Source organism: Vogesella mureinivorans, from assembly GCF_007644035.1.
Lineage (GTDB): Bacteria > Pseudomonadota > Gammaproteobacteria > Burkholderiales > Chromobacteriaceae > Vogesella > Vogesella mureinivorans.
Genome location: NZ_VMTV02000165.1, coordinates 100,356 through 125,605, shown reverse-complemented (window position 1 = coordinate 125,605; position 25,250 = coordinate 100,356). Strand labels below are relative to the sequence as shown.

Sequence of the window (25,250 nt, the reverse complement as noted above, 5' to 3'; positions counted from 1 at the left end):
CGGAGGTGGCAGCAACGCCCCTGTGAGTATCGATACCAACACCAACGCCTACAAAGCCGTGCCTGTGGTGGTAACAAGCAATTCGGCCAACTGCGACAGCACGCCACCGCCAGCCGCGGTGGCGCAGCTGGGGGAAGGCTACTCGGGGCAACAATGGCATTTGCAAGCGGCATCGCTGGCACTGGAAAACACCTGGCTTGGCGGCAATACTGGCCAGGGTGTTGTCGTATCCGTCGTGGACGACGGGGTGGAGCTGAATCATGAAGATTTGGCCGCGAATGTTCTAGCCGGTCAGTCGCGCAATATCGTCGACAATGGCAAAGGCACGCTCGACCCTAGCCCGACCACACGGGACAACGACCACGGCACGGCTGTAGCCGGCCTGATTGCGGCGGCGGCCAACGGCAAAGGCATGCTGGGCATCGCGCCGAACGCCCGCCTGGTAGCGCACAACCTGCTAGCCGCAAACGGCAGCTCCGACCTGCAGGACGCCGCAGCCATGCTGCATGGCAATGCGGTCGTGTCGGTAGTCAACAATAGCTGGGGGAACCTGGACGGTACCGGCGAACTGTACCCCGATGCTGGCAGCCTATGGCGCCAGAGCGTGATCAATGGCGCCACTCAAGCGCGCTGTGGGCGTGGCATCGTTTATTTCGTGGCAGCAGGTAATGGCGGCGAAGCCACCAGTGCTAGCAGTGACGAGCGTAGCAATTATGACTACCTCAATAATCACCCGATGATGATGACTGTCGGATCGATCAACGAGAATGGGTCGGCTTCTTCCTTTACCGAGCCCGGCAGCAATGTCCTGATCGCCGCCGAAGGTGGTACAAATATTTCGAGCACCAGGCTGCTAACAACAGCACTAAGCCAAACCGGCAACCTGGGCAACAGCAACCAATACCGCAACAATTTTGCCGGCACATCGGCGGCCACACCGCTAGTCAGTGGTACTGCTGCGCTCATGTTGCGTGCGAATCCTGCACTGAGCTGGCGCGACATCCGCTGGATTCTGGCCAGCACTGCGCGTACCGATCTGGAAACGCCCAAGCTGCCTGCCGCTATCGGTAATGGCAACTTTACCTATCGCACCGGGTTTGGCCGCTTGGACAGTAATGCCGCGGTAGCCATGGCACGTACCTTTCCAGGCTTACCACCACTCAAAAAGTGCGAAACGACGCAAACATCCAGTCTCGTCATTCCTGACAATGATGCGGAAGTCAGCGATCGCCTCAGCGTGAGCAACTGCAGCATCAATACAATCGAATATGTCGAACTGACGGTATCCATTCAAAATGCCGTTAGCAGTAGCGACATGAACGTAACACTAGACAGCCCGGCTGGACGCAACAGTATCTTGACCACCCGTCATACCTGCCATGGTGAGCCAGGCTGGATGCCCAGCGCACGTCGCTGCAGTGTGCCCATGAACCCGTTTACCTTCGGCTCGGTACGACACCTGGGCGAGAATTTTGGCACGGGCAGCTGGACCCTGCGTATCAGCGATACAATACGTACACGGGCACCGAATAGCATGGAAACAGTCAGCGAACCGGTCACGACACTGCGCAATTGGTCCATCACCGTATGGGGGCACTGAACATGACAACAAGCCACACACTCGGCCTCGGTCTGGCCGTCTTGCTATTAGCTGCCTGCGCACAAGCCACACCACCCAGCTACCAATGGCATGAAAACGGTGCTACGCGTCACGGCTGGCTGGACATACAAAACGGTATCGACACCAGCAGCGGCCAAGCGGTGCAAAAGCCCTACCCCACGACCAGTCGCAGTAAATCTGCGCTGGGGCTACCACGCGACAGCAAGCTGCTACCTATCGTACGCCTCGGCCCCGCTGGCGATGCCCCCTATCTGGTTCCGGCCGGTGGTGTGATTGTACAAAGTACGGACCCCGCGGCTTTGCAAGCCTGGGCAAGCAAGCGCCAGCTGCATGCCAGCCCCGCCGGTATCGATGGTTACTGGCGCATCAATACCGCACCCGGTAATGACAGCCTGGAAGCGGCCACTGCGCTAGCCAGCCTGCCAGGCGTGCAAAGCGCCAGCCCGGACTGGTCAAGACCGCGCCAGCGACGCTAGCAGCAAGCTCACGGCAATCATGCTGTCAATCGGCTACCTCTTACTTCGGTGACGGGTTGGCCATACGTGCTTCAGCACGTTGCCATATCTTCTGCCTGCTGGCGCTACCACCAAAAAAAACGGCTGGCACAAGGCCAGCCCAGGATGGACAGAGCGTAAGGCAGGTGCGTGGCACCTGCCGGTATTACAGGCCCAGCTTGTCGCGCATGCCGTACCACCAGGCACCCAGCGTGAGCATGGGCACGCGGAACAGGCGGCCACCCGGGAAGGGGTAATGCGGCAGGCTGGCAAAGGCGTCAAAGCGCTCGCTCTGGCCGCGGATGGCTTCGGCCATGATGCGGCCGGCCAGGTGGGTGTAGGTGACACCGTGGCCGCTGCAGCCTTGCGAGTAGTAAATGTTGCTATCGATACGGCCAGCCTGCGGCAGGCGGGTGAGCGTGAGCGAGAAGTTGCCGGTCCAGCCGAATTCGATTTTCACGTCTTTCAGCTGCGGGAAGGTTTTCAGCATTTTCGGGCGCACCAGGTTTTCGATCTCGCCCGGGTCGCGCGCGCCGTATACCGTGCCGCCGCCGTATAGCAGGCGGTTGTCGCCGGTCAGGCGGTAGTAATCCAGCAGGAAGTTGCAGTCTTCCACGCAGTTGTCGCCGGGCAGCAGGCTGCGCGCCAGCTCGGGCGACAGGCGCTCGGTGGTGACGACCTGGGTGCCGCACGGCAGGGTTTTCTCGGCCAGCACCGGTATCAGGTTGCCCAGGTAAGCGTTACCGGCTACCACCACGAAATCGGCAGTGACCTGGCCAGCGGCGGTTTTCACCACGGCAGGTTGGCCGCGTACCACATCGGTAACGGCGGATTGCTCATAGATACGGCCGCCCAGCGATTCGAACGCAGCGGCTTCGCCCAACGCCAGGTTCAGCGGGTGGATGTGGCCGCCCCAGTTATCCAGCAGCGCGCCCACGTACTCGTTGGAGTTCACGATGCGCTGCATACCGGCTTTGTCGATCATCTGGATGCCAGTGTGGCCGAAGCTTTCCCACAGGCGGCGTTTGGCATCCAGCTCGTCCAGCTGCTTCTGGGTAAAGGCCGCAAAGACGTTGCCGTCTTTCAGGTCGCACTGGATGTTGTACTTGGCAATACGCTCGCGGATGATCTTGCCGCCTTCAAAGGCCATGGCGCCCAGGCGCTTGGCAGCTTCCTTGCCATGACGCGCCTCGATCACATCCATATCGCGGCTGTAGCTGTTAACGATCTGGCCACCATTGCGGCCCGATGCACCCCAGCCCACGCGGGCGCTTTCCAGCACCACCACGCTAAAGCCGGCTTCAGCCAGGTGCAGGGCGGTAGAGATACCGGTATAGCCGGCACCAATCACGCAGACATCTGCCCGCACGCTACCCGCCAGCGCCGGGCGCTCGGGGCTAGGGTTGGCAGAATAGGCGTAGTAGGAATTAGTGTGTTCGATGCGCTGACTCATGATGTATCCCATCCATTTTTTAAACACTTGCGGCCAACAGGCACGGGTTTATGGCTGGATTATGCGCAACAGCCCAAGCTTTGTCTAATATGTTAAACGCCAATGTCGCAAAAAAGCCCGGCAAGCCGGGCGGTGGGCAACGCTGGGGCGGGTTTACAGGCCCAGGTGCATGCGCAGTGCTTCGCGTTTGGCAGACAGGTCTACGCCTGGCAGGTCGGCAATAATATCCGGGTGGTCCAGCAGCTTTTCCACTGCAAAATCCACAAACACGCGGGTACGCGGCGCAATGTGGTCGCGGTGCGGGAAGCAGATATAGATGGAGCGCTCCATCGACACGTAGTCGGTCAGCACTGCCTGCAGGCGGCCGGCACGCACATCGGCCAGCACTTCGTGGCCAGGCAGCTGCGCTACGCCCAGGCCCAGGCGGGCCATTTCTACTACCGAATCCACATCGTTAACGGTGTAGGTACCGGTCACTTCCAGCGGGATACGCTCGCCGTTACGCTCGAATTCCCACTTGTACAGGCGGCCCGAGGTAGGGAACTGGAAATTGATACAGTCGTGCGCCGACAGCTCTTCCGGGCTACGCGGTTTGCCGTGCTCTGCCCAGTATTCCGGCGAAGCCACCACATACTGCGGAATATGCGCCAGATGGCGTGCCACCATGCGGCTGTCCGGCATCATGCCGACACGTACGCCCACGTCGTAGCCGTCTTCGATCAGGTCGCTAAAGTGATCGTCCATACCAAAGAACACACGGATCTTCGGGTAGCGCTGGCAGAACTCTTCCATCAGCGGCAGGATGAAGCGGCGGCCAAAGGCGTTGGGCAAGCTGATGCGCAGGTGGCCGGCGGGTTCGTCGCGGCTGGCTTTCAGCTGGTTGATGGCCGAATCCAGGTTATTCACCGGGCCGCGGCACTGTGCGTAGAAGCGGCGGCCGTCTTCGGTCAGCGTCAGCTGGCGGGTAGTGCGGTTGAACAAGCGTACTTCCAGCTCTTGTTCCAGGCGGGCAATGCTCTGGCTGACGGCAGCTGGCGAGACGCCCAACTTGCGAGCAGCATCGGAAAAGCTGCCGTTCTCAGCAGTGGTCATGAAGACCATTAGCGCTTTTAATGTATCCATTGGGCGATCTCGCAGATGACATATGGCGGGTGGGGTAAAACACCCTATTTAAAAATGGCCTTGGGGTAAAGCTTGGCAAAATTGACAGTTTCGCTGACAAATAATAGGACAAAATCAGATTCGCTTAAAGATATTTTCGTGTTTCCTGTCAAATGACGTCATATCACGTCGCAATGCCCACAGTCACTCGCCGTTATGCCAGTCGCCCCCCGTCCAAACAGCCAGTTTTCAAAATGATGCGCTTTTGCAACAAGCACAGCGGGCGCAAAGGCCGGTTTTCTGTTACGGCAATACCCAACCAGATAGCACCAATGCGCTTTACTCATGCCAGAGTGAAGAAACATTGGGGCAGCTTCGACCCTTGGTTAAGATACGCGTTCAATACATAAAACATAACAGGGGAACAGTATGTCGAAAGGTATACCTTTTGCTTCTGGCTCAATCTCCGCGGGTCTGTCACACACTCAGCTTTGCCAGCTGCTCGAGTGGATTCACAGCCTCCCGCAGATGGCAGACGAGAGAGAACTTCACACCTTCCTGCACACGCTAGGCAGCGACCACGCAGTCGCTGCCCTGTGGATTATTCATGGCTCGGCCACACCACAAGGCTGGACCGCCACCCCGCGCACGCTGGGCCAGCCCGCCGCCTGCCATAGCCACGACTGGCAGCGCCTACCGGCCGATATCGGTAGCCAGGTGCAATTTACCTGGCTGGCGCACACCAGCCCCGCTACCGCCTGCTTTGCCATGCAACGCGATGGCCAGGCCACGCTGCTATACGTGCAGCCGCGCCAAGCCGACGACGCCGCTACCCTGCGCATGCTGGGTGGCCTGTTGCCACACCTGCACCCCACCCTGCAGCGCCTGGCACCAGCAAGCAACGGCAACAACCCGCTGTCGCACCGCGAAAAAGACATTTTCCACTGGATGATGCGCGGCAAGACCAACTGGGAAATCGCCACCATCCTGGATATCAGCGAGCGTACGGTGAAGTTCCACGCGGCCAACATCATCCGCAAGCTGGAAGCCAATAACCGCACCCACGCCATTGTGCTGGGCATCCAGAAAGGCCTGGCGGCCTGATTAGGGCCTGTTAACACTATTTTTTGCTGCGGCGCAGGCCTGAGACAGGACAATGCCCTATCCGGCCGTGCTTGACCCACGTCAACGCACGGCTTTTTTACGCTTATCACAATCGTGCGCCTACTCTATTTCTGTTGAAAGCACGCATGCCCCGCTCCCTTTTCTCCCCCCTCGTCATCCGTGGTCGTGAACTCCTGCCTATCGTACAAGGGGGTATGGGCGTGGGCATTTCGGCCAAACAGCTGGCCGGTGCTGTGGCGCGTGCCGGCGGCCTGGGCACGGTGGCCAGCGTGGACCTGCGCCACCTGCACGACGACCTGATGGCCGATGCGGCCAACCAGCAGGGCCAGGAAGGCATTAACCGCCTGAACCTGATTGCGCTGGACCGCGAGATAAAAGGCGCACTACAGCGTGCCGACGGCCACGGCATGGTGGCGGTGAACGTGATGAAGGCGGTAGACAACCACGCCGCGCTGGTGCGCCAGGCTTGCGAATCCGGCGCACACGCGGTGGTGATGGGCGCCGGCCTGCCGCTGGACCTGCCGGAAATGACCGCCAGCCACCCGGACGTGGCGCTGATACCCATCCTGTCCGAATCGCGCGGCATTGGCATTGTGCTTAAGCGCTGGATGAAAAAAGGCCGCCTGCCGGACGCTATCGTGATCGAGCACCCCAACCACGCCGGCGGCCACCTGGGCGCGGCCCGCATCAGCGACGTGGGCGATGCCAAGTTTGACTTTGCCCGCGTGCTGGAAGAAACCTTCGCGCTGTTCAAAGACCTGGGGCTGGAGCGCGAACGCGTGCCACTGATTGTGGCCGGCGGGGTAAACAGCCACGAAAAAGTACAGACTTATCTGAATACTTACGGCGCCAGCGCCGTGCAGATCGGCACCGCATTTGCCGTGACCAGCGACGGCGACGCCCACATCAACTTCAAGCGCACGCTGGCTGGCGCCAGCCGCGACGATATTGCCGAGTTCATGTCGGTAGCCGGCCTGCCGGCACGCGGCGTGCTGACCCCGTTCCTGAAAAGCTACCTGAAGCGCGAAGACAAGCTGCAAGCCAACGCCAAAGCCGACCCGGCGCGCTGCACCCAGGCGCTGAACTGCCTGAGCGTGTGCGGCCTGCGCGACGGCCTGGCCAAGGTGGGCCAGTTCTGCATCGACCTCAAGCTGGCCGCCGCCTTCCGTGGCGAAGTCAGCAAGGGGCTGTTCTTCCGCGGGGCCGACCCGCTGCCGTTTGGCGACGCCATCCGCAGCGCCAGCGAAACCATGCACTATTTCCTGACCGGCGAAAAACCGCTGGACCTGCAGCCGGCCTGAACGGCAAGCACTGCGCACAATGCGGCTAACCTTACCCGTGCTGCGGCAGCGTGGTCAGGGTTGGCCGCATTTGTTACAGTGGGCTGCTTCTGTCATGTAACCCCTTTACTACGCCCTGCCATGACCGCGTTTACCAGCTGTAACCCCGCCACAGGCGAAGTCGTCTTTACCCGCCCCCTCAGCAGCCAAGAGCAGCTGGCCAGCCAGCTAGCCAGCCTGCGCCGTGCCCAGCACGCCTGGGCCCACCTGGATACCGCCACCCGCGCCACACGCCTGCTGCGCCTGGCCGACGCGCTTAGCGCCCACCGCTACGCGCTGGCGGCGCTGGTCTCGCTGGAGGTGGGCAAGCTGGAGCGCGAATGCCTGGCCGAGATCGACAAATCGGCGCAGCTGATCCGCTACTACGCCGAGCTGGCGCCCACGCTACTGGCCCCCAAAGACATTCCCACCCAGGCCAGCCGCAGCGGCGTAGCCTTCGAGCCTTTGGGCCTGGTGCTGGCCATCATGCCGTGGAACTACCCGGTGTGGCAGGTGCTGCGTTTTGCCATTCCGGCGCTGATGGCCGGCAACGGCTGCCTGGTGAAACCGGCGCCGTCGGTACCGCAGTGCACCGCGCTGCTGCTGGATATCGTGCACGAGGCCGGGCTGGACGTGCTGGATGTGGCCTGGATCAACCACGACATGGCCGAAGACGCCATCAAGGGCTGCGACGCGGTGGCCTTTACCGGCTCCACCACCGCTGGGCGCCAGGTAGCCGCGCTGGCCGGGCGGCACCTGAAAAAAACTGTGCTGGAGCTGGGCGGCAGCAACCCGTTTATCGTGCTGGCCGACGCTGACATCGACGCCGCCGCGCAGGAAGCCGCCCACTCGCGCTACCGCGACGCGGGCCAGAGCTGCAACGCCGCCAAGCGCATGATCGTGGTGCCGGAGATTGCCGACGCCTTTGTGGCGCGCTTTCTGGAACACGTGGCCGCGCTGCGCCCCGGCCACCCGGCCGACGAGCACACCACGCTGGCACCGCTGGCGCGCGCCGACCTGCGCGAGGCACTACACGCGCAGGTGCTGGACGCCGTCAGCCAGGGTGCCAGCCTGCTGGCCGGCGGCGTGATGCCGCACGGTGCCGGCTTCTTTTACCCCGCCACGGTGCTGGACCACGTTAGCCCGGCCTGCCGCGTGTACCAGGAAGAAGTGTTCGGCCCGGTGGCCACCCTCCTGCGCGCCCGCGACGAAGCCGACGCGCTGCGCCTGGCCAATGACACACCGTTTGGCCTGGGTGCCAGCATCTTCAGTGCCGATGTCGAGCGCGCCTGGCAGCTGGGGCGCGAGATAGAAGCCGGTGCGGTGTTCATCAACCGCTACACCAGCTCCGACCTGCGCCTGCCTTTTGGCGGCGTCAAGGCGTCCGGCTACGGCCGCGAGCTGTCCGAGTTCGGCCTGTACGAGTTCGTGAACGTGAAAACCTACTGGCAAAAATGAACCGGCAAGCACAGGCATGGTCGCATGGCACTGTTGCCCCTTACCGAGCCTGCCATGCTGCCCTCACGCCCCACCCGCCCCACCCCACGCCGTAGCTGGCTGCGCATTGCGCTAGCGGCCCAGCAGCTACAGCACGGCTCGCTGGGCCAGCTGATAGGCCGCCACCCGCGCCAGCAGCTCACCTGGCTGGGGCTGTTGGCCGCACCGCTGCTGCTGCCGGTGGCCATCCCCGGCATGGCCACCACCGTGGGCGCGTTTTGTCTGCTGGTGGCACTGTCTGTCGCGCTGGCGCGCCCGTTTCCGCTGCCCGCCTGGCTGGGCCGCCGCCATGTCCCCCACGCCCTGCACGGCCCGCTGCACCGCGTACTGCACCGCCTGGCCTGCCTGTTGGGGCGTATCAGCCAGCCACGCCTGCTGGCGCTGAGCGGCCCGCGCTGGCGCTGGCTGAACGGCGGCATGCTGGCGCTGGCCGGGGCATCGATGATGACGCCGATGCCCTTGGTGTCATTCGATAATGTGGTGCCCGCCGCCGCCATCGCCCTGCTGGCCTGGGGCCTGCGCGTGCGCGACGGCGGCATGCTGCTGGCCGGCTACGTGGCGACCGTGCTGGCCTGGCTCTACGTGGGGCTACTGTGGTGGGCCGGGGCGGAAATCCTGCTATGGCTGGCGCAGCGCCTGCCGGCGGGCTGGCTATAGGGCTGCCACCGCCCGCGCCTTGCGCGTATCATCGTGCTTTTATGCATACGCCCACGCAGGCACAGGAACCCCACATGAGCAAGATCACCCTGTTCGGCAACCGTCTTTCCGGCCACAGCTACAAAGTGCGCCTGGCCCTGGTACTGGGCGATGTATCGCACGAATACCGCCACGTGTCGCTCAGCCTGCCACGCGAAGAACGCGAGGCCGATTTCCGCGCCGCCAGCCGCTGGGACGAAGTACCGGCACTGGTAGTGGACGGCGAGCCCATGGTGCAGTCCAACGCCATCCTGCAATGGCTGGCCGAAAGCGAAGGCGTGCTGGCCGGCCAACCCGGCGAGCGCCAGGGCATACGCGAATGGCTGAGCTGGGAGGCCAACCGCATCGGTTTCTCGCTGCCCAACCTGCGCTACGCGCGCAAGTTTGCCCCGCTGGACCCGGGCGCCGATGCCTGGCTGGAAGCCCGCACCCGCCGCGACCTGGACGTGCTGAACGCCCACCTGGCTGGCCAGGCTTACCTGCTGCCCAGCGGCCTCACCATTGCCGACCTGTCCGCCAGCGCCTACCTGTGGGTGATCGACGACGCCGGCCTGACGCTGGACGCCTGGCCACACGTGGCCGCCTGGCTGGCACGCATTGCCGCGCAGCCGGGCTGGGAACACCCGGCCACGCTGATGGCCCCGGATATCGACGAGTAAACCCCGCCATGGCGCAGCCGCAGCGCATCTGGCTACAGCGCGAGTCACCGGCCAAGCCGGAACCCGGTGCGCCGTGCAACGGCTGTGGCGTGTGCTGCGCCGCCGCGCCCTGCCCGCTATCGCACCTGCTGCTGCTGCACCGCCACGGCCCCTGCCCCGCGCTGCAATGGCAGGCGGCGGAAGCCCGTTACGGTTGCGGCCTGCTGCTGGCCCCGCGGCATTATCTGCGCTGGCTGCCTGCCGCTGCCGAGCCACTATTCCACCGCCTGGCACGGCGCTACCTGGCCATCGGCCACGGTTGCGATGCCTATGTAGAGGCGCAGCCAGAACACGCTGCGGAGCCCCGAGATGACTGAACTGCACGCCCAACTGGCCGCCATTGTGGGTGCGGCCAACCTGCTGACCACCCCGCACGAGCTGGCCCCCGCCGTAACCGACATGCGTGGCCGCTACACCGGCCAGCCACTGGCCATGGCGCTACCGGCCAGCCGCGAAGAAGTGGCCGCGCTGGTGGCGCTGTGCGCGGCCGAGGGCATTGCCATCGTGCCGCAGGGCGGCAATACCTCTACCTGCGGCGGCGCCACACCGGATACCAGCGGCCGCCAGCTCATCATCGGCCTGCGCCGCATGCAGCGCGTGCGCAGCATCGATGCGGCCAACCTGTCCATCACCGTGGACGCCGGCTGCACGCTGGCGCAGGTGCAGCAAGCCGCCGCCAGCGTGGGGCGGCTGTTTCCGCTATCGCTGGCCAGCGAGGGCAGCTGCCAGATAGGCGGTAACCTGTCCACCAACGCCGGCGGCCTGGCCGTGCTGCGCTACGGCACCATGCGCGAGCTGACGCTGGGGCTGGAGGTAGTCCTGCCGGACGGCACGCTGCTGGATGCACTATCGGCGCTGCGCAAAGACACCACGGGGCTGGATGTAAAGCAGCTGTTCATCGGTGCCGAAGGCCAGCTGGGGCTGATTACCGGCGCCACGCTCAAGCTGTTTGCCCTGCCCACCGCCTACAGCACCGCACTGTTGGCCGTAGACAGCGCCGACGCGGCCATCGACACGCTGAATGCGCTGCAAGCGCGCTTTGGCGACCGCCTGACCACGTTTGAAATGATGTCGGACCTGTGCCTGCGCATCTCGGATAAACACAAACCCGGCTGCGTACCGTTTTTTGCACCGTGGGTGGTGCTGGTGGAGCTGTCAGACGGCGGCGAGCCTGCCGCGCTACAAGCCAGCTTCGAGCAATGGCTGGCCGGCCAGGCATTCAGCGACGGCGTACTGGCGCAAAGCGAGGCGGAACGGGCACGGCTGTGGCAGCTGCGCGAGGATATCTCCGACATGCAAAAGCGCGAAGGCCCCAGCATCAAGCACGATATCGGTGTGCCCAGCTCGGCCATACCGGCGTTTCTGGCCAGCTGCGGCGCGGCGCTGGAAGCCGCCTTCCCCGGCGTGCGCATCGTCGCCTTCGGCCACGCCGGCGACGGCAACCTGCACTACAACATCAGCTACACCCGCCCCGGCAACGCCGAGCTGTTTGCCGACGAAGACGCGGTGAATGCCATTGTTTACGACCACGTGTACCGCTACCGCGGCACGCTGGCCGCCGAGCACGGCATCGGCCAGCTGAAAGCACACTGGCTGGCACGCTACAAAGACCCGGCCGCGCTGGCCATCATGCGCGGCGTCAAACAGCTGCTGGACCCGCACAACATCATGAACCCCGGGCGCTGGCTGTAGGTCTGTTAGCCAATGCGCTGGCCTGCCACAAGGCCAGCTGCCAAGCGGACACTGCCGGCCGTGCACATTCACTGCCTTGGCGCGCCGACACCGCGATGCGCCAACAGTAAGCAGCCGCAGCCATGAAAAGACTTTGAACAAGCGCCAGGCACAACGTGCTACAGACTCACGGCATGGCGGCAATACCACACCTTTGGCCCCCCTATTTGAAAAGCATTGTGTTGTCAGGACAAATGGCTATTCTGAATACAGGTTATTTCGATAGAAGGTGCCCAATGTCCTTGCTACCCGACCCGGCAGGGCTGGTTAACACCCTGCTCAATAGCGCGCCGATAGGCATTGCTGTGCTGGACGCCGATTTTCGTTACCTGCATATCAACCCACAGCTAGCCAGCTCCAACGGCCAGCCGGCAGAAGCCCATATCGGCCGCCGCCCGCGGGACGTCATCCCTGACGCCGGGCCGGCGCTGGAAGCCATCATGCAAGCCGTACAAAGCAGCGGCCAGCCACGTACACGCTTTGCCGCCAGCGCCGAAATCCCCCCTGGCTCCGGCCAGCTGCGCCACTGGGAAGCCAGCTACCACCCGCTGCCCATGCCGGATGGCCAGCCCTGCGGCATTCTGGCCATGGTAGAAGATGTCACCGCCCGCTACGAAGCCGAGCGCGTACAGCGCGAAAACGAAGGCCATCTGCGCCGCGTGCTGGATAACCTGTTTGCCTTTGTCGGTGTGCTGGCGCCGGACGGCACCCTGCAAAGTGCCAACCGCGCCCCGCTGGAAGCCGCCGGCATACGCATAGAAGATGTGCGCGGGCTGAAATTCTGGGACTGCCCCTGGTGGAACTACTCGCCGCAAGTCCAGGCGCAGATACAGCACGCGGTACTGCGCGCAGCCTGCGGCGAGGTGTCCCGCTTTGACATCGTGGTACGCCTGGCTAATGACACGCTGACCCCCATCGACTTCATGCTGGCGCCGCTACGCGACGAGTACGGCCGCATTACCCACCTGATTCCCTCGGCTATCGATATCAGCGCACGCAAGCGCAGCGAAGACGCGCTACGCCAGAACGAAGCGCTGTTGCGCCAGGTGGTGGAGGCCATTCCGGACGGGCTGATGATGGTGGATGAGGCAGGGCTGATCAGGCTGGTAAACAGCCGCATGGAAAACCTGTTTGGCTACTCGCGCGCCACCCTGCTGGGGCAGCACTTCAGCTACCTTTTATCGGAAACGCAGCGTGAACAGCACCACGGCAAGATGAAGCACTACCTGCAAGCGCCGTCCAGCCGCCCCATGGCGGATAGCCAGGTGCTACTGGCACGGCGGCGTGATGGCAGCCTGTTTCCCTGCAAGATCGGCCTGTCACCGCTGCTGGTGGGCAGCAAGCAACATGTATTGGCATCCATTACCGAGCTTGGCCAGACTGACAGCGACACGGCACACAAGCCGGAGCCTGCCTGATGCACGGCATGGCTGCTGAATAAGGAGGGGGCAAAAACGACAGGCAAAAAAAATCCCCTGAGGGTCCTCCACAGGGGCCAACACGAGGAAGAAACATCTCGCCGGCGAGGGGCCGACTCAATGCTTCGAGGGGCTAACACCACAAAAACCTTTCGGCTTGAGTGCAGTGCACAATTTAACGCAATTGCTCTAGATTGTCCATGGCTTTGTTAGGGCATTGGCAATAAGTTCCCTTATTGAATGCCAGCCAAGCAACAGTAAAGCCCTGCTGGCACACCACCTTTGTCAATAAATAGCGATGCTCGCCAGGCTGATGGCATACCAGGCCGGCGCTGCTACCGGCTTTGTCACCACCATCAGCAGGCACAGGGGCTAGTTCTTCACCGGCCGTTTGGCCAGCATGCGCTGCAGGGTGCGGCGGTGCATGTTCAGGGCACGGGCGGTGGCCGACACATTGCCATCGTGCTCGGCCAGCACGCGCTGCAGGTGCTCCCAGCTCACGCGCTTGAGCGACATCGGCTGCGCGGTCACGTCCTGCGCAGGGTTGGCCGCCACCTGGCCCAGCGCGTTCAGGATGTCGTCCACACCGGCCGGCTTGGCCAGATAGTTCACCGCACCCAGTTTCACCGCCTCTACCGCCGTGGCAATGCTGGCGTAGCCGGTGAGCACCAGTACGCGCGCTTGCGGTGCTTTTTCCAGCAGCTGTGGCAGCAGGCGCAGGCCGCTTTCGCCGGCCAGGTTCAGGTCCAGAATCACCTGTGGCGGTGGCGCCGCCATGACCTCGGCCAGCGCCGCGTCAGGGTTGGCCGCATGGCGCACGCTGTAGCCGCGCCGCGTGAGGCTGCGCGCCAGTACGCCGGCAAAAGCGGTGTCGTCATCGATAATCAGCAAGTCGTTCATGGGGTATCCAGTGGCAGACGCAGGGTGGCGCGCACACCGCCCTGCGGGTCGTTATCCAGGTTCAGTTCGCCGCCCAGGTGCGACAGCGTCACGTGCGACAGCATCACCCCCAGGCCCAGGCCGGCAGGCTTGTTGCTGTCCAGCGGGGCCAGGCCGGCGCGCGCCAGCTGGGCGTCGCTCAGGCTGCCGCGGCGGTTGTGGATGTGCAGCGTGAGCCAGCCTGCGCTGCTGGCCACGGTCAGCTCCACCTCGCCGCCACCGGCCTCGGCGGCGTTATTGAGCAGGTTGAAAAACGCCGGCCAGAAGCGCGGGTCGAACGCCACCAGCGGGCCACCCTGCCGCAGCCCGTGGCGCAGCAGTTTTACGTCCGGCCGGCTGGAGTGCCAGCCCTGCAGGCGTTCGTCCAGCGCCTCGCACAGCGGCTGCGGCGCCGGGCGGCTTTCGGCACCGGCTTTCAGCCTGGCCAGCGCGTCGCGGCATACCGCCAGCTGGCTGTGCATCAGCTGCAGGTCGTCGAGCAGCGCGGGGGGCGTGGTGTAGCTGGCCAGCATGTCGTCACACAGCAGGGTCAGCGTATTGAGCGGTGTAGACAGCGTATGCGCCGCACCGGCAGCCTGAACCCCCAGCGCCACCAGCTGCTCGTCGCGCAGCTGCGCCTCGCGTGCCGCGGCCAGCGCCGCTTCGCGCTGCGACAGCTGCCAGGCCAGATAGGACACAAAGCCGGTCAGCAGGGTAACGGACACGGCAAAGGTGATCCACATGCCCACCAGGTGCAGCTGGAAAGCATAGGCGGCATCGCTACCGGCCAGCGGCCACGGCAGGTGCCAGACAAACAGCAGGCCGTAGGCCATCAGGCTGATGATGGCTAGCGCCCAGGCTCGTGCAGGGGGCAATAACAGAGCCCCAAACAAGACCGGCGGCAGGTAAAGCGAGGCCAAAGGGTTGGCCGCACCGCCGGTAAACGCCAGCATTTCGGTAAGTACCACCATATCGGCCAGCAAGCCCAGGCTGATCAGGCTGCGCACCTGCCAGCCCTGCGCCGCCAGCCATGGCGTCGCCAGGTTCAGCAGCGCCAGCGTCAGCCAGGCTTGGCCCAGCAGTAGCAGAGGCAACACCAGGCCGGCCAGCTGGCCCAGCACGATCAGCAGCAAAGCCGCCAGCAGCATGACCCAGCGCAGCTGCAGCAGGCGCTGGTGCACCAGGTCGAGGTTGGCCGCAAACAGGGCCGGAAACACAGTAGGCATCATGGCGGCACTTTACCATCCGGCATGCCGGCCGGCGCAGGGCTGCGGCATTTTGTCGCGCCCAAAAAAGAAAGCCGCCCTCTTGGAGTAGGGCGGCATCAAGTGTTCTATTCGCAAGCAGGGGCGCCCCCCTGCCAGACACAATGTAGCGCATGGCCGGCGGTGGCGGAATGCGACACCTTGTCGCAGGGGCTATAGCGCGGCGATCACCGCATCGCAAAACGCCGCCGTGCCGGTGCTGCCGCCCAGGTCCGGCGTGCGAGTACCGCTGGCCAGTACGCGCTGCACGGCTTGCTCCAGCTGCGTGGCGGCGGCGGGCAGCTGCCAATGGTGGCGCAGCAGCATGGCCAGCGACAGCAGGCTGGCGACCGGGTTGGCCACGCCCTGCCCGGTAATATCCGGCGCGCTGCCGTGTACCGGCTCGGCAATGGCCACGCCCGGCCCCAGATTAAGCGACGCCGCCACGCCCAGGCCCCCGGCAAACGCGGCGGCCAGGTCGGACAAAATATCGCCGTACAGATTGGGCGCCAGCAATACATCAAACGCCTGCGGCGCCTGCGCCAGCTTCAGGGCGGCGGTATCCACCAGCAGCTCGTCTATCGTCAGCTGCGGGTAGCCTGCGGCCACCTCGCGCGCGCAATCGCGAAACAGGCCGTCGGTCAGCGGCAGGATATTGGCCTTGTGCACAATGGTGATGCGCTGCCGCCCGCTGGCCGCCGCCAGCGCAAAAGCGGTGTCGGCCACCCGCAGCGAGGCGGCGCGGGTGATGCGCTTGATGGCGGTGGCGGTGTGGCCGTCGCTGTGTTCCTCGCCCACGTACAGGTCTTCGGTGTTCTCGCGCACAATCAGCAAATCCAGCCCCGGCAGCCCACAGCCAGGCAGGCTCAGGGTTGGCCGCAGGTTGGCGTGGCAGCCCAGCAGGCGGCGCAGCTGCACAATGGGCGAGCGGTAGCCCGCCACCGCCCGCGCCGGCGAGCTCACCGCGCCAAACAGCACCGCGCCGCAATCACGCGCGGCAGCCAGTGTGGTGTCCGGCAGCGCCGTGCCCTGCTGCTGGAAGGTGGCCCAGCCGGCGTCGGCCGTCACCGTTTGCAGTGTTGGCAGCATGCTGTGCAGCACGCGCACCGCCTGCGGCACCACCTCTTGCCCGATGCCGTCACCAGCGATTACACACAGTTTCATCGCGCTTTCTCCCTGTTGTTGTTGCAGGGCAACATAGCGCGCAGCATGTAGGCTGGCAACTACAAGCTGTCTGACACCCTGACAGCCTGCTGGCGCCAGCTTATCGAGAACCCATGTCATTATATAAATTGATTAATATCAAAAAATGCAATAAAGACAGAACCTTTCCGTCCAAGCAGTTATTTGCAAGCTGCGGTAGAATACGCGCTTGATGATTTTTGCCTGTATTCAAAGACAATCCACATGGCTACTCTTTCGACCGAAACCGTCCTGTCCGTCCATCACTGGAACGACACCCTGTTCAGCTTCACCTGCACCCGCGACCCGGGTCTGCGTTTCATCAACGGCCAGTTCGTGATGATCGGTCTGGAAGTGAACGGCAAACCCCTGATCCGCGCCTATTCCGTGGCCAGTGCCAACTGGGAAGAGCACCTGGAGTTCTACTCCATCAAAGTGCAAAACGGCCCGCTGACCTCGCGCCTGCAGCACCTGCAGCCGGGCGACAAGGTGGTGATCTCCGGCAAACCTACCGGCACCCTGGTACAGGACAACCTGCTGCCTAACGCCAAGCACCTGTTCCTGCTGGCGACCGGTACCGGCCTGGCGCCGTTCATGTCCATCATCAAGGACCCGGAAGTCTACGACCTGTACGACAAGATCTTCCTGATCCACGGCGTGCGCTGGGTAAACGAGCTGGGCTACCACGACTACATCACCAAAGAGCTGGCCGAGCACGAGTTCCTGGGCGAGATGATCAGCGACAAGCTGGTGTACTACCCTACCGTGACCCGCGAGCCGTTCCGCAACCAGGGCCGCCTGACCGACCTGATCAAGAGCGGCGAGCTGGCCAAGCAGCTGGGCATTGCACAGCTGAACCCGGAAACCGACCGCGCCCTGCTGTGCGGCAGCCCGGCCATGCTGGAAGACACCTGCCATATTCTGGAAGACCTGGGTTTCAAGGAATCGCCACGCATGGGCGAGCCTGGCCACTTCGCGATCGAGCGCGCCTTCGTCGAGAAGTAAGCGCCGGCCTGCGGCCAACCCTGCACACCCCGCCCCTGGGTAATGCCGTTCAGTTACAAGTGGGAGGGCGTGAGTGAAGCGCCCCATCCCGTTGGCGCGAGCCGGTCAAAATGGTGCGCCCCAGGTTTTAAGACGCCGATTTGTTTGAGCCCCGAGCCGTTAGCGAGGGGCGAGTTCGGCGGCGCCTGGGGTGTGCCATTTTGACCGGGGTTTCGAGTAGCCCCGGGTTGCGGGGGAATGAAAAGGGGGCGGCAATCCGCCCCCTTTCCCGTCTGCCGGGCGGAACCGGCATTTAAGCATCGTCCGCATAGCGGACACGAAAGCACGCTTCAACACAACAAACCCCTAGCGAAAAAATGCCAGTCAGCGTTAACTGACTGGCGTTACGCCTGCGCGGGGTGTTTTGCTTTGTGCTGCCGGTGAGTCAGCCTGCAGGCAGGCTGGCCGCGCCATAGCCCTGCTGCGTGGCCACCCCCAGCAGGAAATCCACCACCGCCCGTACCCGCGCCGCGCGGTAGCGGTCGGCGTGGTAGACCAGCCAGCTGGTGCCCTGATAGCGCCCCAGCAGCTGCCAGGCCGGCAACACGGCCAACAGCCGGCCCGAATCCAGCCCCTGGCGCGCGGTAAAGTCGGGCAGGCTGGCGATGCCCATGCCCCACTCCGCCGCCTCGCGCCGCATCTCGCTATGGTTGCTGGCGTAGCGGCCACGCACGTTTACCACCACGCGTTCGTTATCGCGCACCGCGCACCACTCGTCGTCGCCAGCTTGTTCGGCCAGGTGCAGGCAGCTGTGGCGTACCAGCTCGGACGGGTGCTGCGGTGTACCGTGCTCGGCCAGATAGGCAGGCGCCGCGTACAGCTTGGTGCGCACCACCATGAATGGCCGCGCCACGTAGCCGGCCGGCGGGTCGCCCAGCCGCAGCGCGATGTCTACGCCGTCGGCGATCAGGTCGCCGGGTTGGTCATTCACCTGCAATTCCAGCGCCAATTGTGGATAAGTCTGCAAGAGCAGCGGTAGCTGTGGATGAATGATCTGGCGCAAAGCGGCCTTGGGTGCGGCCAACCTGACCCGCCCTGCCACGGTACTGGCGTGGCGGGCGGCGCCGTCGCAGGCGGCACGGGCTGCCTCCAGCATGCTGCGGGCGTGGCGTACCACCTCCTGCCCGCCACTGGTCAGGCGCAAACGGCGCGTGCTGCGCTCCAGCAGCGTTAGCCCCAGCGCCGCCTCCAGCCGCGCCATCTGGCGGCTCACTGCCGACGGCGTACTGCCCTGCAGCCGCGCTGCCGCGCTGAACGACCCGGCCTCGACCACATCTACCAGCACCGCCAGGTCTGGCAGCAGCGGCAGCAGTTCATTTGTTCTCATCGCGCACAAATCCTTTGCCTGAATGGCCCATTATCAGCCTGTGCGAACAGTTTCATACTGGGCCACACACAAGACAAGGAGAAATCATGCCCACCCGCCGCCCGCTACCGCCCGAGATGCTGTTGCTGCTCACCGCCGTGATCTGGGGTAGCAGCTACAGCATGGTGAAAACCGCGCTGGCCTACTACCCGGTGGCCGGCGTCATCGCCATCCGCTTTTTGCTGACCGCCGCCCTGCTGCTGCCCTACTGGCTGCGGCTGCCCGCGGCGCAGCGGGCCGCCACGGTGCGGGTGGCGCTGCCCACCAGCGTGGGCCTGCTGGCGATTTTTCTGGCCGAAACCGCCGGCGTGGCGCACACCAGTGCCGGCAAGGCAGCGTTTCTGGTGAGCCTGTGCCTGCTGCTGACGCCACCAGTGGAATGGCTATGGCTGGGCAAGCGCCCGGCCGGCAAGCTGTGGCTGGCGGCCATCGTGTCGCTGCTGGGTACCTGGCTGCTCACCGGCATGGCTAGTGGCGGGCTAAATCACGGCGATGCGCTGATGCTGCTGGCCGCGCTGATCCGCGCTTTCCAGAGCTGTTTGGCGACGCGGCTGACCGCTGGCAAGGGCATAGACATGCTGGGGCTGACGGGGGTGCAAGGCTTGCTGGTGGGGGGCGCCGCGCTGGTGCTGGGCGTACTGCAGCCAGGCGGGCTGCCCGCGCTGCCGCTACAGGCCGGCTTCTGGCTGCCCATGCTGTTTCTCACGCTGTGCTGCACGCTGTTTGCCTTCTGGGCGATGAACCATGCGCTGGCCGCCACCAGCCCCAGCAAGGTGGCCCTGCTGCTGGGCAGCGAGCCGCTGTGGGGGGCGCTGTTTGCGGTGAGCTGGCTGGGCGAGCCACTGGCCGCCAGCGGCTGGCTGGGCGGGCTGATGATCGCCGGTGCGGCGCTCTGGCTGGCGTGGCCGGCCAGATCAGCGCCTACCTGAAATGGATGCCCCGCTAAGGTGCCAGCAAGGCGGGCAGCGCTGCTACGTCGGCCACATAATGCACCGCCGCTACCTGGCCGCCTTGTAGCGCCAGCACGGTAAGCTTGCCGGCCTCGCGCGGCAGCATGGCCACGTTGGCCGCATCACGCGCCAGCCACACGGCAAACGGCAGCTCACGCATGGCGGGTACGGCAAACAGCCGCGACACCAGCGCCGGCATGCGGCTGATGTCGGCCACGTACACCACGCCCTGGCGCTGCGCCGGGCTCAGCCCGGCTAGCAGCGGGTGCAGCGCGTCGCTGGTGGCGCGGTCGTGGCTGAACAGCAGCCAGCGCGTGTCGCTGCCCAGCGTGTGCGGCTTGTCGAACTGGTCGGCCAGCGCCAGCGGCGGCACGGCGTCCCCCACGGCAAGGTTGGCCGCCAAGGCGGCGGGGGCCAGCAACAGACACAGCGATAACAGGGCAAACAGGCGGCGCAACATGGCAAGGGCTTTCAGATGAGAACATCTCTCATCATAACGCCAAGCCATACAGGCTGGCCATGCGCCACAGTGCGGCCAACAGTGCCAGGCACATGGCCGGCGCACTGAACACCCATCGCGGCAGCCAGTGGCGCGGGGCAAACCCCACGCCGCGCACCAGCGCCGCCGACATGGCCCACATCAGCAGCATGGCGGCCGGGTGGTCTGCCACCCCGGCCGGGGTGGCCAGCAACTGCGGCTGCAGGCTAACGCCCAGCATCAGCCCTACCCCCAACAGCAAAGCCAGCGGGCGAATAGCGGCGGCCTCAGACACCGCCCTGCTCCGGCGGGCCTGGCAGCACGCGGTCTTGCTCGTACTCGCCCCACATTGCGTTCAACACCCCCAGCAGCACGGCAAAGCCGATGCCCAGTACCCAGGCGAAATACCACATGATGTTTCCTTTCGATCTGCAAAATGGTACCGCCCGGCCTGCGGGCCGGGCAGGCACTCAGTAAGCGCTATGGCTGTTTTCACGCACATACGCGGCAGTAACCTTGCCGCCCATCACGCGGTACGCCCAGCGTGTGTACAGGATGATGATGGGCATGAAGATCACGGTAGCCCCCAGCATCAGGCCCAGCGTCAGCTGGCTGGACACGCTATCCCACACCGTCAGGCTGGACGCCAGGTGGCTGGACGACGGCATGATGAAGGGGAATAGCGACATGCCGGCGGTGCCGATAATGCCGGCCAGCCCCAGCGCACTGGCCCAGAAGCCGGCAAAGGTGCGGCCAACCCTGGCCAGCAGTAGCGCGCCGATCAGGCCGGCGTAAGCCAGCAGCGGCAGCAATAGGGTCAGCGGCCAGCGCTGGTAATTGGCCAGCCAGGCACCGGCTTCACGCGCTACGGTCTTGGCCAGCGGGTCTGGCAATGCGCCGGTTTGTACTGCTGAGGTGATGGCGTAGCCGTCTATGCCCTTGGCCAGCCAGACACCCGCCGCGGTGAAACCCAGCAGCGCCACCAGTACACTGCCGTGCAGCGCACGGCCGGCGCGGGCCTGGATATCGCCCTCGGTACGGTGCATCAGGTAGATGGCGCCGTGGGCGGTGATCATGGCGCTGGACACCACGCCGCACAGCAGGGCAAACGGGTTCAGCAGCGCCCAGAAGCTGCCTTCATAGTACGGCACCAGATTGTTATCGAAGTGGAACGGCACGCCCTGGAACAGGTTGCCAAAGGCCACGCCGAAGATCAGCGGCGGCACGAAACCGCCGATGAACAGGCCCCAGTCCCAGACATTACGCCAGGTGGGGTGGTCGATCTTGCTGCGGTAGTCAAAACCCACCGGGCGAAAGAACAGCGCCCACAGCACCGCCAGCATGGCCCAGTAGAAGCCGCTGAACGCGGTGGCGTACACCAGTGGCCAGGCGGCAAAGATGGCGCCGCCACCGGTGATGAACCACACCTGGTTGCCGTCCCAGTGCGGGCCCACGGTATTGATGACCACACGGCGCTCTACGTCGCCCTTGCCGACAAAGGGCAGCAGCGTGCCCACGCCCATGTCGTGGCCGTCCATGATAGCGAAGCCGACCAGCAGCACGCCCACCAGTACCCACCAGATGATTTTCAGGGTTGTGTAATCCAGCATGATGACTCCTTAGTGAGCGGGGGCTTCGTTGGCGTAGCGGCCGGTACCCAGGCTGCCGGGGCCCTGGCGGGCAAAGCGCACCATCAGGTACATCTCCACGCACAGCAGCACGGTGTAGAAGCCGACAAAACCGGCCAGCGAGCCGTACAGCGACGCTTCAGACAAGGTGGATACCGACAGCCGCGTGGGCAGTACGCCGTAGATGGTCCACGGCTGGCGGCCATACTCGGCCACAAACCAGCCCACCTCGCAGGCCAGCCACGGCAGCGGCAGGCTGTACAGGGCGAACTTCAGCAAGCGGCGGTTGGCCGCAAAGCTGCCGCGTATCGACGCCCACAGCGCCCAGCCAAACAGGCCCAGCATGGCCACGCCCAGCGCCACCATGAGGCGGAAGCTCCAGAACATCGGCGCTACTTTGGGGATGGTGTCGCGTGCGGCGGCATCGATCATCGCCGGGGTAGCATCTGCCACATTGGCGCTGTATTTTTTCAGCAGCAGGCCAAAGCCCAGGTCGGCCTGGTGCGCTTTCAGCTGCGCCTGGGCGGCCGCGTCGTGGCGGTTGGCGCGCAGCGTGTCCAGCGCCACCACCGCCTGCTGGCCGGAGACGATGCGGGCACGGTTGGCCGCCACGATTTCGTGAATGCCGGGGATCTCCTTGCTGACCGAGCGGGTGCCGATCAGGCCCATTACCCAGGGTATTTCGATGGCCCAATCGTTTTTCATCTCGGCTTCGTTCGGCCAGGCAATCACGTTAAACGACGCTGGCGCCGGCTCGGTGTGCCACATGGCCTCCATGGCGGCCAGCTTGGTCTGCTGTGATTCGCCTACCGAATAGCCGGACTCGTCGCCCAGCACAATCACCGAGCACACGCTGGCAAAGCCGAACGCCGCAGCAATACGGAAGCTCTTTTTGGCAAACTCCACATCACGGCCACGCAGCAGGTACCAGCTGGAAATCGACAGCACAAACATGGCACCGGTGACATAGCCGGCCGACACGGTGTGCACGAACTTGGCCTGCGCCACCGGGTTGAACACCACCGCCCAGAAGTCGGTCATTTCCATGCGCATGGTGTGGTAGCTGAACTCGGCACCTACCGGGTTCTGCATCCAGCCGTTGGCAATCAGGATCCACAGCGCCGACAGGTTGGTACCAATGGCCATCAGCACGGTCACCAGCAAATGCTGCTTGCGCGACAGGCGGTCCCAGCCAAAGAAGAACAGGCCGATCATGGTGGATTCCAGGAAGAACGCCATCAGGCCCTCGATGGCCAGCGGGGCGCCAAAAATATCGCCCACATAGTGCGAGTAGTAGGCCCAGTTAGTACCGAACTGGAATTCCATGGTGATGCCGGTGGTCACCCCCAGCGCAAAATTGATGCCGAACAGCTTGCCCCAGAACTTGGTCATGTCCTGGTACACCTGCTTGCCGGTCATTACCCACACGGTTTCCATCATCACCAGCAGCCACACCATCCCCAGCGTGAGCGGCACAAACAGAAAGTGGTACATGGCTGTGGCGGCAAACTGTAGCCGCGACAAGTCCACAACATTATCGATCATGTTCTTCTCCTGATTGACGGGCGGCAGGCACTGGCGCGGCCACGGCATTGGCCATGGCTTGCGTGTCTACCTGTACCCGCTGCGGGGCGATGAAGGCGTGCCACAGTGCGTACAGCACCGCCAGTTTCAGCACCACCACCCATAACAATTCACGGCGCAAGCGTCGGTCTTCCGGTAACAACATGCCGCCCTCCCTGAGCAAAAGCCGCCGGCAAGCCATGCCGGCAACAGGGTTAAAGTGTGCGCATGCGGCCAACTTCACGGAATGTGACACGTTGCCGCAGCCTGCCCCCCATAGTGCAAGTGCCGTGCCATGCCTGAAACGGGCCAAAGCTGCCATTCCGCCACTTTTGGCGGCATAATCAGCCAACACTGTCATGTCAGGACTGACATATATGTCACCCATTCAGCCACAATCCACCCTGGCTACCATCGCCGCCATGCTGGACGCCGTGCCCGACCCGCGCATCGTGATTACCCCCGACTACCACATCCGCCACGCCAACCCGGCCTACCGTGCGGCCTATGGTGACGACGCAGTTGGCCGTACCTGCTTTGCGGTATCGCACGGCTACAGCCGCCCCTGCGACGAGGAAGGCGAAAGCTGCCCGCTGAAAGCCACACTGGCAAGCGGCCAGCCCGAGCGCGTGCTGCACATACACCGCAGCCGCCACGGCGACGAACACGTGGACGTGGAGCTGTCACCCATGTCAGATGTCAGCGGCTACCCGCTGCTGTTTGTGGAGAAGATGAAACCGCTGGCGCTGGCCAGCAGCCAGGCGGTGCCGGACCGCATGGTTGGCCGCAGTGCGGCGTTTCGCCGCATGCTGCTGCTGGCGCAGCGCGCCGCGCCGTCGCCGGTGGCGGTGCTGTTGCAAGGGGAATCGGGTACCGGCAAGGAAGGCCTGGCGCGGGCGATTCACGATGGCGGCGGCGCAGCGCGGCCATTTGTGGCGGTAGACTGCGCCAGCCTGACGGAAACCCTGCTGGAGAGCGAGCTGTTCGGCTACGAGAAAGGCGCGTTCACCGGCGCCACGCAGCGCAAGCAGGGCCTGGTGGAAGCGGCCAACGGCGGCACGCTATTTCTGGACGAAATCGGCGACCTGCCCCCCAGCCAGCAGGTGAAACTGCTGCGCCTGCTGGAAACCGGCACCTTCCGCCGCGTGGGCGGTATCAGCAGCATCCCGGCGCGCTTTCGGGTGATTGCCGCCACCCACCGCGACCTGGCGCACATGGTGCGCGAGGGTAGCTTCCGCGCTGACCTGTACTACCGGCTGGCGGTGTTTCCGCTGCGCCTGCCACCGCTGCGCGAACGGCAGGAAGATATCCCGCTGCTGGCCGAGGCGCTGCTGGCACGCGTCGCACCAGGGCGTGCGCTGGCGCTGTCGGCAGACGCACTGGCCTGGCTGCTGCAACACCCCTTCCCCGGCAATATCCGCGAGCTGCGCAATATGCTGGAGCGCGCCAGCCTGCTGTGCGATGGCGACCGCATCCTTCCGGAACACCTGTGGCTGGACGCGCTGGCGGCACCTGCGGCCAACCCTGGCGCCGGTTTTCATAGCCCGCTGCTACCGCTGGCCGGGCTGGAACAGCGCTATCTGGCGTGGGCACTGGCCAGCCACCAGGGCGACCGCGCCAGCCTGGCTGCCCAGCTGGGCATTACCGAGCGCACGCTGTACCGCAAGCTGGCCGCGCTGCAGCAGGGCACAGCTGGCACGCCAGATGCTATGCCTTGAGGGCAT

The 25,250-nt window shown here is 64.3% G+C and carries 25 protein-coding genes; 13 read left to right on the top strand and 12 right to left on the bottom strand.

What is annotated here, in order from left to right; genetic code table 11:
- The first annotated feature begins 118 nt into the window (after window positions 1-118).
- Together FLQ44_RS06195 and FLQ44_RS06190 are read left to right on the top strand one after the other, a co-directional pair.
- The gene (locus FLQ44_RS06195) at window positions 119-1,600 is read left to right on the top strand and encodes a S8 family serine peptidase (RefSeq protein ID WP_170252846.1); all 1,482 of its coding nucleotides are present in this window, start codon (window positions 119-121) and stop codon (window positions 1,598-1,600) included.
- Between the two features lie 2 nt (window positions 1,601-1,602).
- Window positions 1,603-2,097 (top strand): hypothetical protein, encoded by a 495-nt coding sequence (locus FLQ44_RS06190; protein WP_147693560.1) that lies wholly within the window; start codon window positions 1,603-1,605, stop codon window positions 2,095-2,097.
- Between the two features lie 184 nt (window positions 2,098-2,281).
- Here the strand turns inward: FLQ44_RS06190 and FLQ44_RS06185 are convergent, their stop codons facing one another.
- Together FLQ44_RS06185 and FLQ44_RS06180 are read right to left on the bottom strand one after the other, a co-directional pair.
- Window positions 2,282-3,568: an NAD(P)/FAD-dependent oxidoreductase gene (locus FLQ44_RS06185; protein WP_147693559.1), complete on the bottom strand. Its 1,287-nt coding sequence runs from the start codon at window positions 3,566-3,568 to the stop codon at window positions 2,282-2,284.
- Window positions 3,569-3,721: 153 nt separating this feature from the next.
- Complete coding sequence (locus FLQ44_RS06180) at window positions 3,722-4,690, bottom strand: LysR family transcriptional regulator (protein WP_147688645.1); 969 nt, start codon at window positions 4,688-4,690, stop codon at window positions 3,722-3,724.
- Between the two features lie 507 nt (window positions 4,691-5,197).
- Between FLQ44_RS06180 and FLQ44_RS06175 the strand changes: the two genes are divergently transcribed.
- The 8 genes from FLQ44_RS06175 (at window position 5,198) to FLQ44_RS06140 (ending at window position 13,153) form a co-directional block, all read left to right on the top strand.
- Complete coding sequence (locus FLQ44_RS06175) at window positions 5,198-5,773, top strand: response regulator transcription factor (protein ID WP_206208690.1); 576 nt, start codon at window positions 5,198-5,200, stop codon at window positions 5,771-5,773.
- Window positions 5,774-5,919: 146 nt separating this feature from the next.
- Window positions 5,920-7,095 carry an NAD(P)H-dependent flavin oxidoreductase gene (locus FLQ44_RS06170; RefSeq protein WP_147693557.1) on the top strand — a complete coding sequence of 392 codons (1,176 nt, stop codon included), beginning with the start codon at window positions 5,920-5,922 and terminating at the stop codon, window positions 7,093-7,095.
- Window positions 7,096-7,215: 120 nt separating this feature from the next.
- Complete coding sequence (locus FLQ44_RS06165) at window positions 7,216-8,571, top strand: aldehyde dehydrogenase family protein (protein ID WP_147693556.1); 1,356 nt, start codon at window positions 7,216-7,218, stop codon at window positions 8,569-8,571.
- Window positions 8,572-8,595: 24 nt separating this feature from the next.
- Entirely contained in the window at window positions 8,596-9,267 is a 672-nt protein-coding gene (locus tag FLQ44_RS06160) for an exopolysaccharide biosynthesis protein (RefSeq protein ID WP_206208689.1), read from the top strand.
- 74 nt (window positions 9,268-9,341) lie between these two features.
- Entirely contained in the window at window positions 9,342-9,965 is a 624-nt protein-coding gene (locus FLQ44_RS06155; RefSeq protein WP_147693555.1) for a glutathione S-transferase family protein, read from the top strand.
- Window positions 9,966-9,973: 8 nt separating this feature from the next.
- Window positions 9,974-10,321 (top strand): hypothetical protein, encoded by a 348-nt coding sequence (locus tag FLQ44_RS06150; protein ID WP_147693554.1) that lies wholly within the window; start codon window positions 9,974-9,976, stop codon window positions 10,319-10,321.
- Window positions 10,314-11,696: an FAD-binding oxidoreductase gene (locus tag FLQ44_RS06145; RefSeq protein WP_147693553.1), complete on the top strand. Its 1,383-nt coding sequence runs from the start codon at window positions 10,314-10,316 to the stop codon at window positions 11,694-11,696. The genes FLQ44_RS06150 and FLQ44_RS06145 overlap by 8 nt, the downstream gene beginning before the upstream one ends.
- Window positions 11,697-11,971: 275 nt before the next feature.
- Complete coding sequence (locus tag FLQ44_RS06140) at window positions 11,972-13,153, top strand: PAS domain-containing protein (protein WP_170252844.1); 1,182 nt, start codon at window positions 11,972-11,974, stop codon at window positions 13,151-13,153.
- A gap of 372 nt (window positions 13,154-13,525) precedes the next feature.
- Here FLQ44_RS06140 and FLQ44_RS06135 read toward each other — a convergent pair whose 3' ends face one another.
- From FLQ44_RS06135 to FLQ44_RS06125, 3 genes are all read right to left on the bottom strand, one after another.
- Window positions 13,526-14,053, bottom strand: a complete 528-nt coding sequence (locus tag FLQ44_RS06135) for a response regulator transcription factor (protein ID WP_147688626.1) — start codon at window positions 14,051-14,053, stop codon at window positions 13,526-13,528.
- Window positions 14,050-15,300, bottom strand: coding sequence for an ATP-binding protein (locus FLQ44_RS06130; protein ID WP_147693551.1), 1,251 nt, complete (start codon window positions 15,298-15,300; stop codon window positions 14,050-14,052). Before FLQ44_RS06130 ends, FLQ44_RS06135 begins: the two co-directional genes overlap by 4 nt.
- Before the next feature lie 189 nt (window positions 15,301-15,489).
- Window positions 15,490-16,479, bottom strand: a complete 990-nt coding sequence (locus FLQ44_RS06125; RefSeq protein WP_147693550.1) for an isocitrate/isopropylmalate dehydrogenase family protein — start codon at window positions 16,477-16,479, stop codon at window positions 15,490-15,492.
- Window positions 16,480-16,722: 243 nt separating this feature from the next.
- Between FLQ44_RS06125 and FLQ44_RS06120 the strand changes: the two genes are divergently transcribed.
- A complete protein-coding gene (locus tag FLQ44_RS06120) occupies window positions 16,723-17,502 on the top strand; it encodes a ferredoxin--NADP reductase (protein ID WP_147693549.1) in 780 nt (259 codons plus the stop codon).
- Between the two features lie 424 nt (window positions 17,503-17,926).
- On the opposite strand, the gene FLQ44_RS06115 is transcribed toward FLQ44_RS06120, so the two are convergent.
- Window positions 17,927-18,868: a LysR family transcriptional regulator gene (locus FLQ44_RS06115; RefSeq protein WP_147693548.1), complete on the bottom strand. Its 942-nt coding sequence runs from the start codon at window positions 18,866-18,868 to the stop codon at window positions 17,927-17,929.
- 86 nt (window positions 18,869-18,954) lie between these two features.
- On the opposite strand from FLQ44_RS06115, the gene FLQ44_RS06110 reads away from it, so the two are divergent.
- Window positions 18,955-19,836 (top strand): DMT family transporter, encoded by an 882-nt coding sequence (locus tag FLQ44_RS06110; RefSeq protein ID WP_147693547.1) that lies wholly within the window; start codon window positions 18,955-18,957, stop codon window positions 19,834-19,836.
- Between the two features lie 13 nt (window positions 19,837-19,849).
- Here FLQ44_RS06110 and FLQ44_RS06105 read toward each other — a convergent pair whose 3' ends face one another.
- Genes FLQ44_RS06105 through cydP form a run of 6 tightly spaced genes read right to left on the bottom strand, consistent with a single transcriptional unit; the run spans window position 19,850 to window position 23,692 of the window.
- On the bottom strand, window positions 19,850-20,317 hold the full coding sequence (locus FLQ44_RS06105) for a hypothetical protein (RefSeq protein ID WP_147693546.1): 468 nt from the start codon (window positions 20,315-20,317) through the stop codon (window positions 19,850-19,852).
- A gap of 31 nt (window positions 20,318-20,348) precedes the next feature.
- Entirely contained in the window at window positions 20,349-20,630 is a 282-nt protein-coding gene (locus tag FLQ44_RS06100; protein ID WP_147693545.1) for a cyd operon YbgE family protein, read from the bottom strand.
- The gene (gene cydX / locus FLQ44_RS06095) at window positions 20,623-20,748 is read right to left on the bottom strand and encodes a cytochrome bd-I oxidase subunit CydX (RefSeq protein ID WP_147688601.1); all 126 of its coding nucleotides are present in this window, start codon (window positions 20,746-20,748) and stop codon (window positions 20,623-20,625) included. The genes FLQ44_RS06100 and cydX overlap by 8 nt, the downstream gene beginning before the upstream one ends.
- A gap of 57 nt (window positions 20,749-20,805) precedes the next feature.
- Complete coding sequence (cydB, locus tag FLQ44_RS06090) at window positions 20,806-21,945, bottom strand: cytochrome d ubiquinol oxidase subunit II (RefSeq protein ID WP_206208688.1); 1,140 nt, start codon at window positions 21,943-21,945, stop codon at window positions 20,806-20,808.
- Between the two features lie 9 nt (window positions 21,946-21,954).
- Complete coding sequence (locus FLQ44_RS06085; protein ID WP_147693543.1) at window positions 21,955-23,508, bottom strand: cytochrome ubiquinol oxidase subunit I; 1,554 nt, start codon at window positions 23,506-23,508, stop codon at window positions 21,955-21,957.
- The gene (cydP, locus tag FLQ44_RS06080; RefSeq protein ID WP_147693542.1) at window positions 23,498-23,692 is read right to left on the bottom strand and encodes a cytochrome oxidase putative small subunit CydP; all 195 of its coding nucleotides are present in this window, start codon (window positions 23,690-23,692) and stop codon (window positions 23,498-23,500) included. The genes FLQ44_RS06085 and cydP overlap by 11 nt, the downstream gene beginning before the upstream one ends.
- Before the next feature lie 211 nt (window positions 23,693-23,903).
- Here cydP and FLQ44_RS06075 point away from each other — a divergent pair, with 211 nt between their 5' ends.
- The gene (locus tag FLQ44_RS06075) at window positions 23,904-25,244 is read left to right on the top strand and encodes a sigma-54 interaction domain-containing protein (RefSeq protein WP_147693541.1); all 1,341 of its coding nucleotides are present in this window, start codon (window positions 23,904-23,906) and stop codon (window positions 25,242-25,244) included.
- Window positions 25,245-25,250 lie beyond the last annotated feature (6 nt).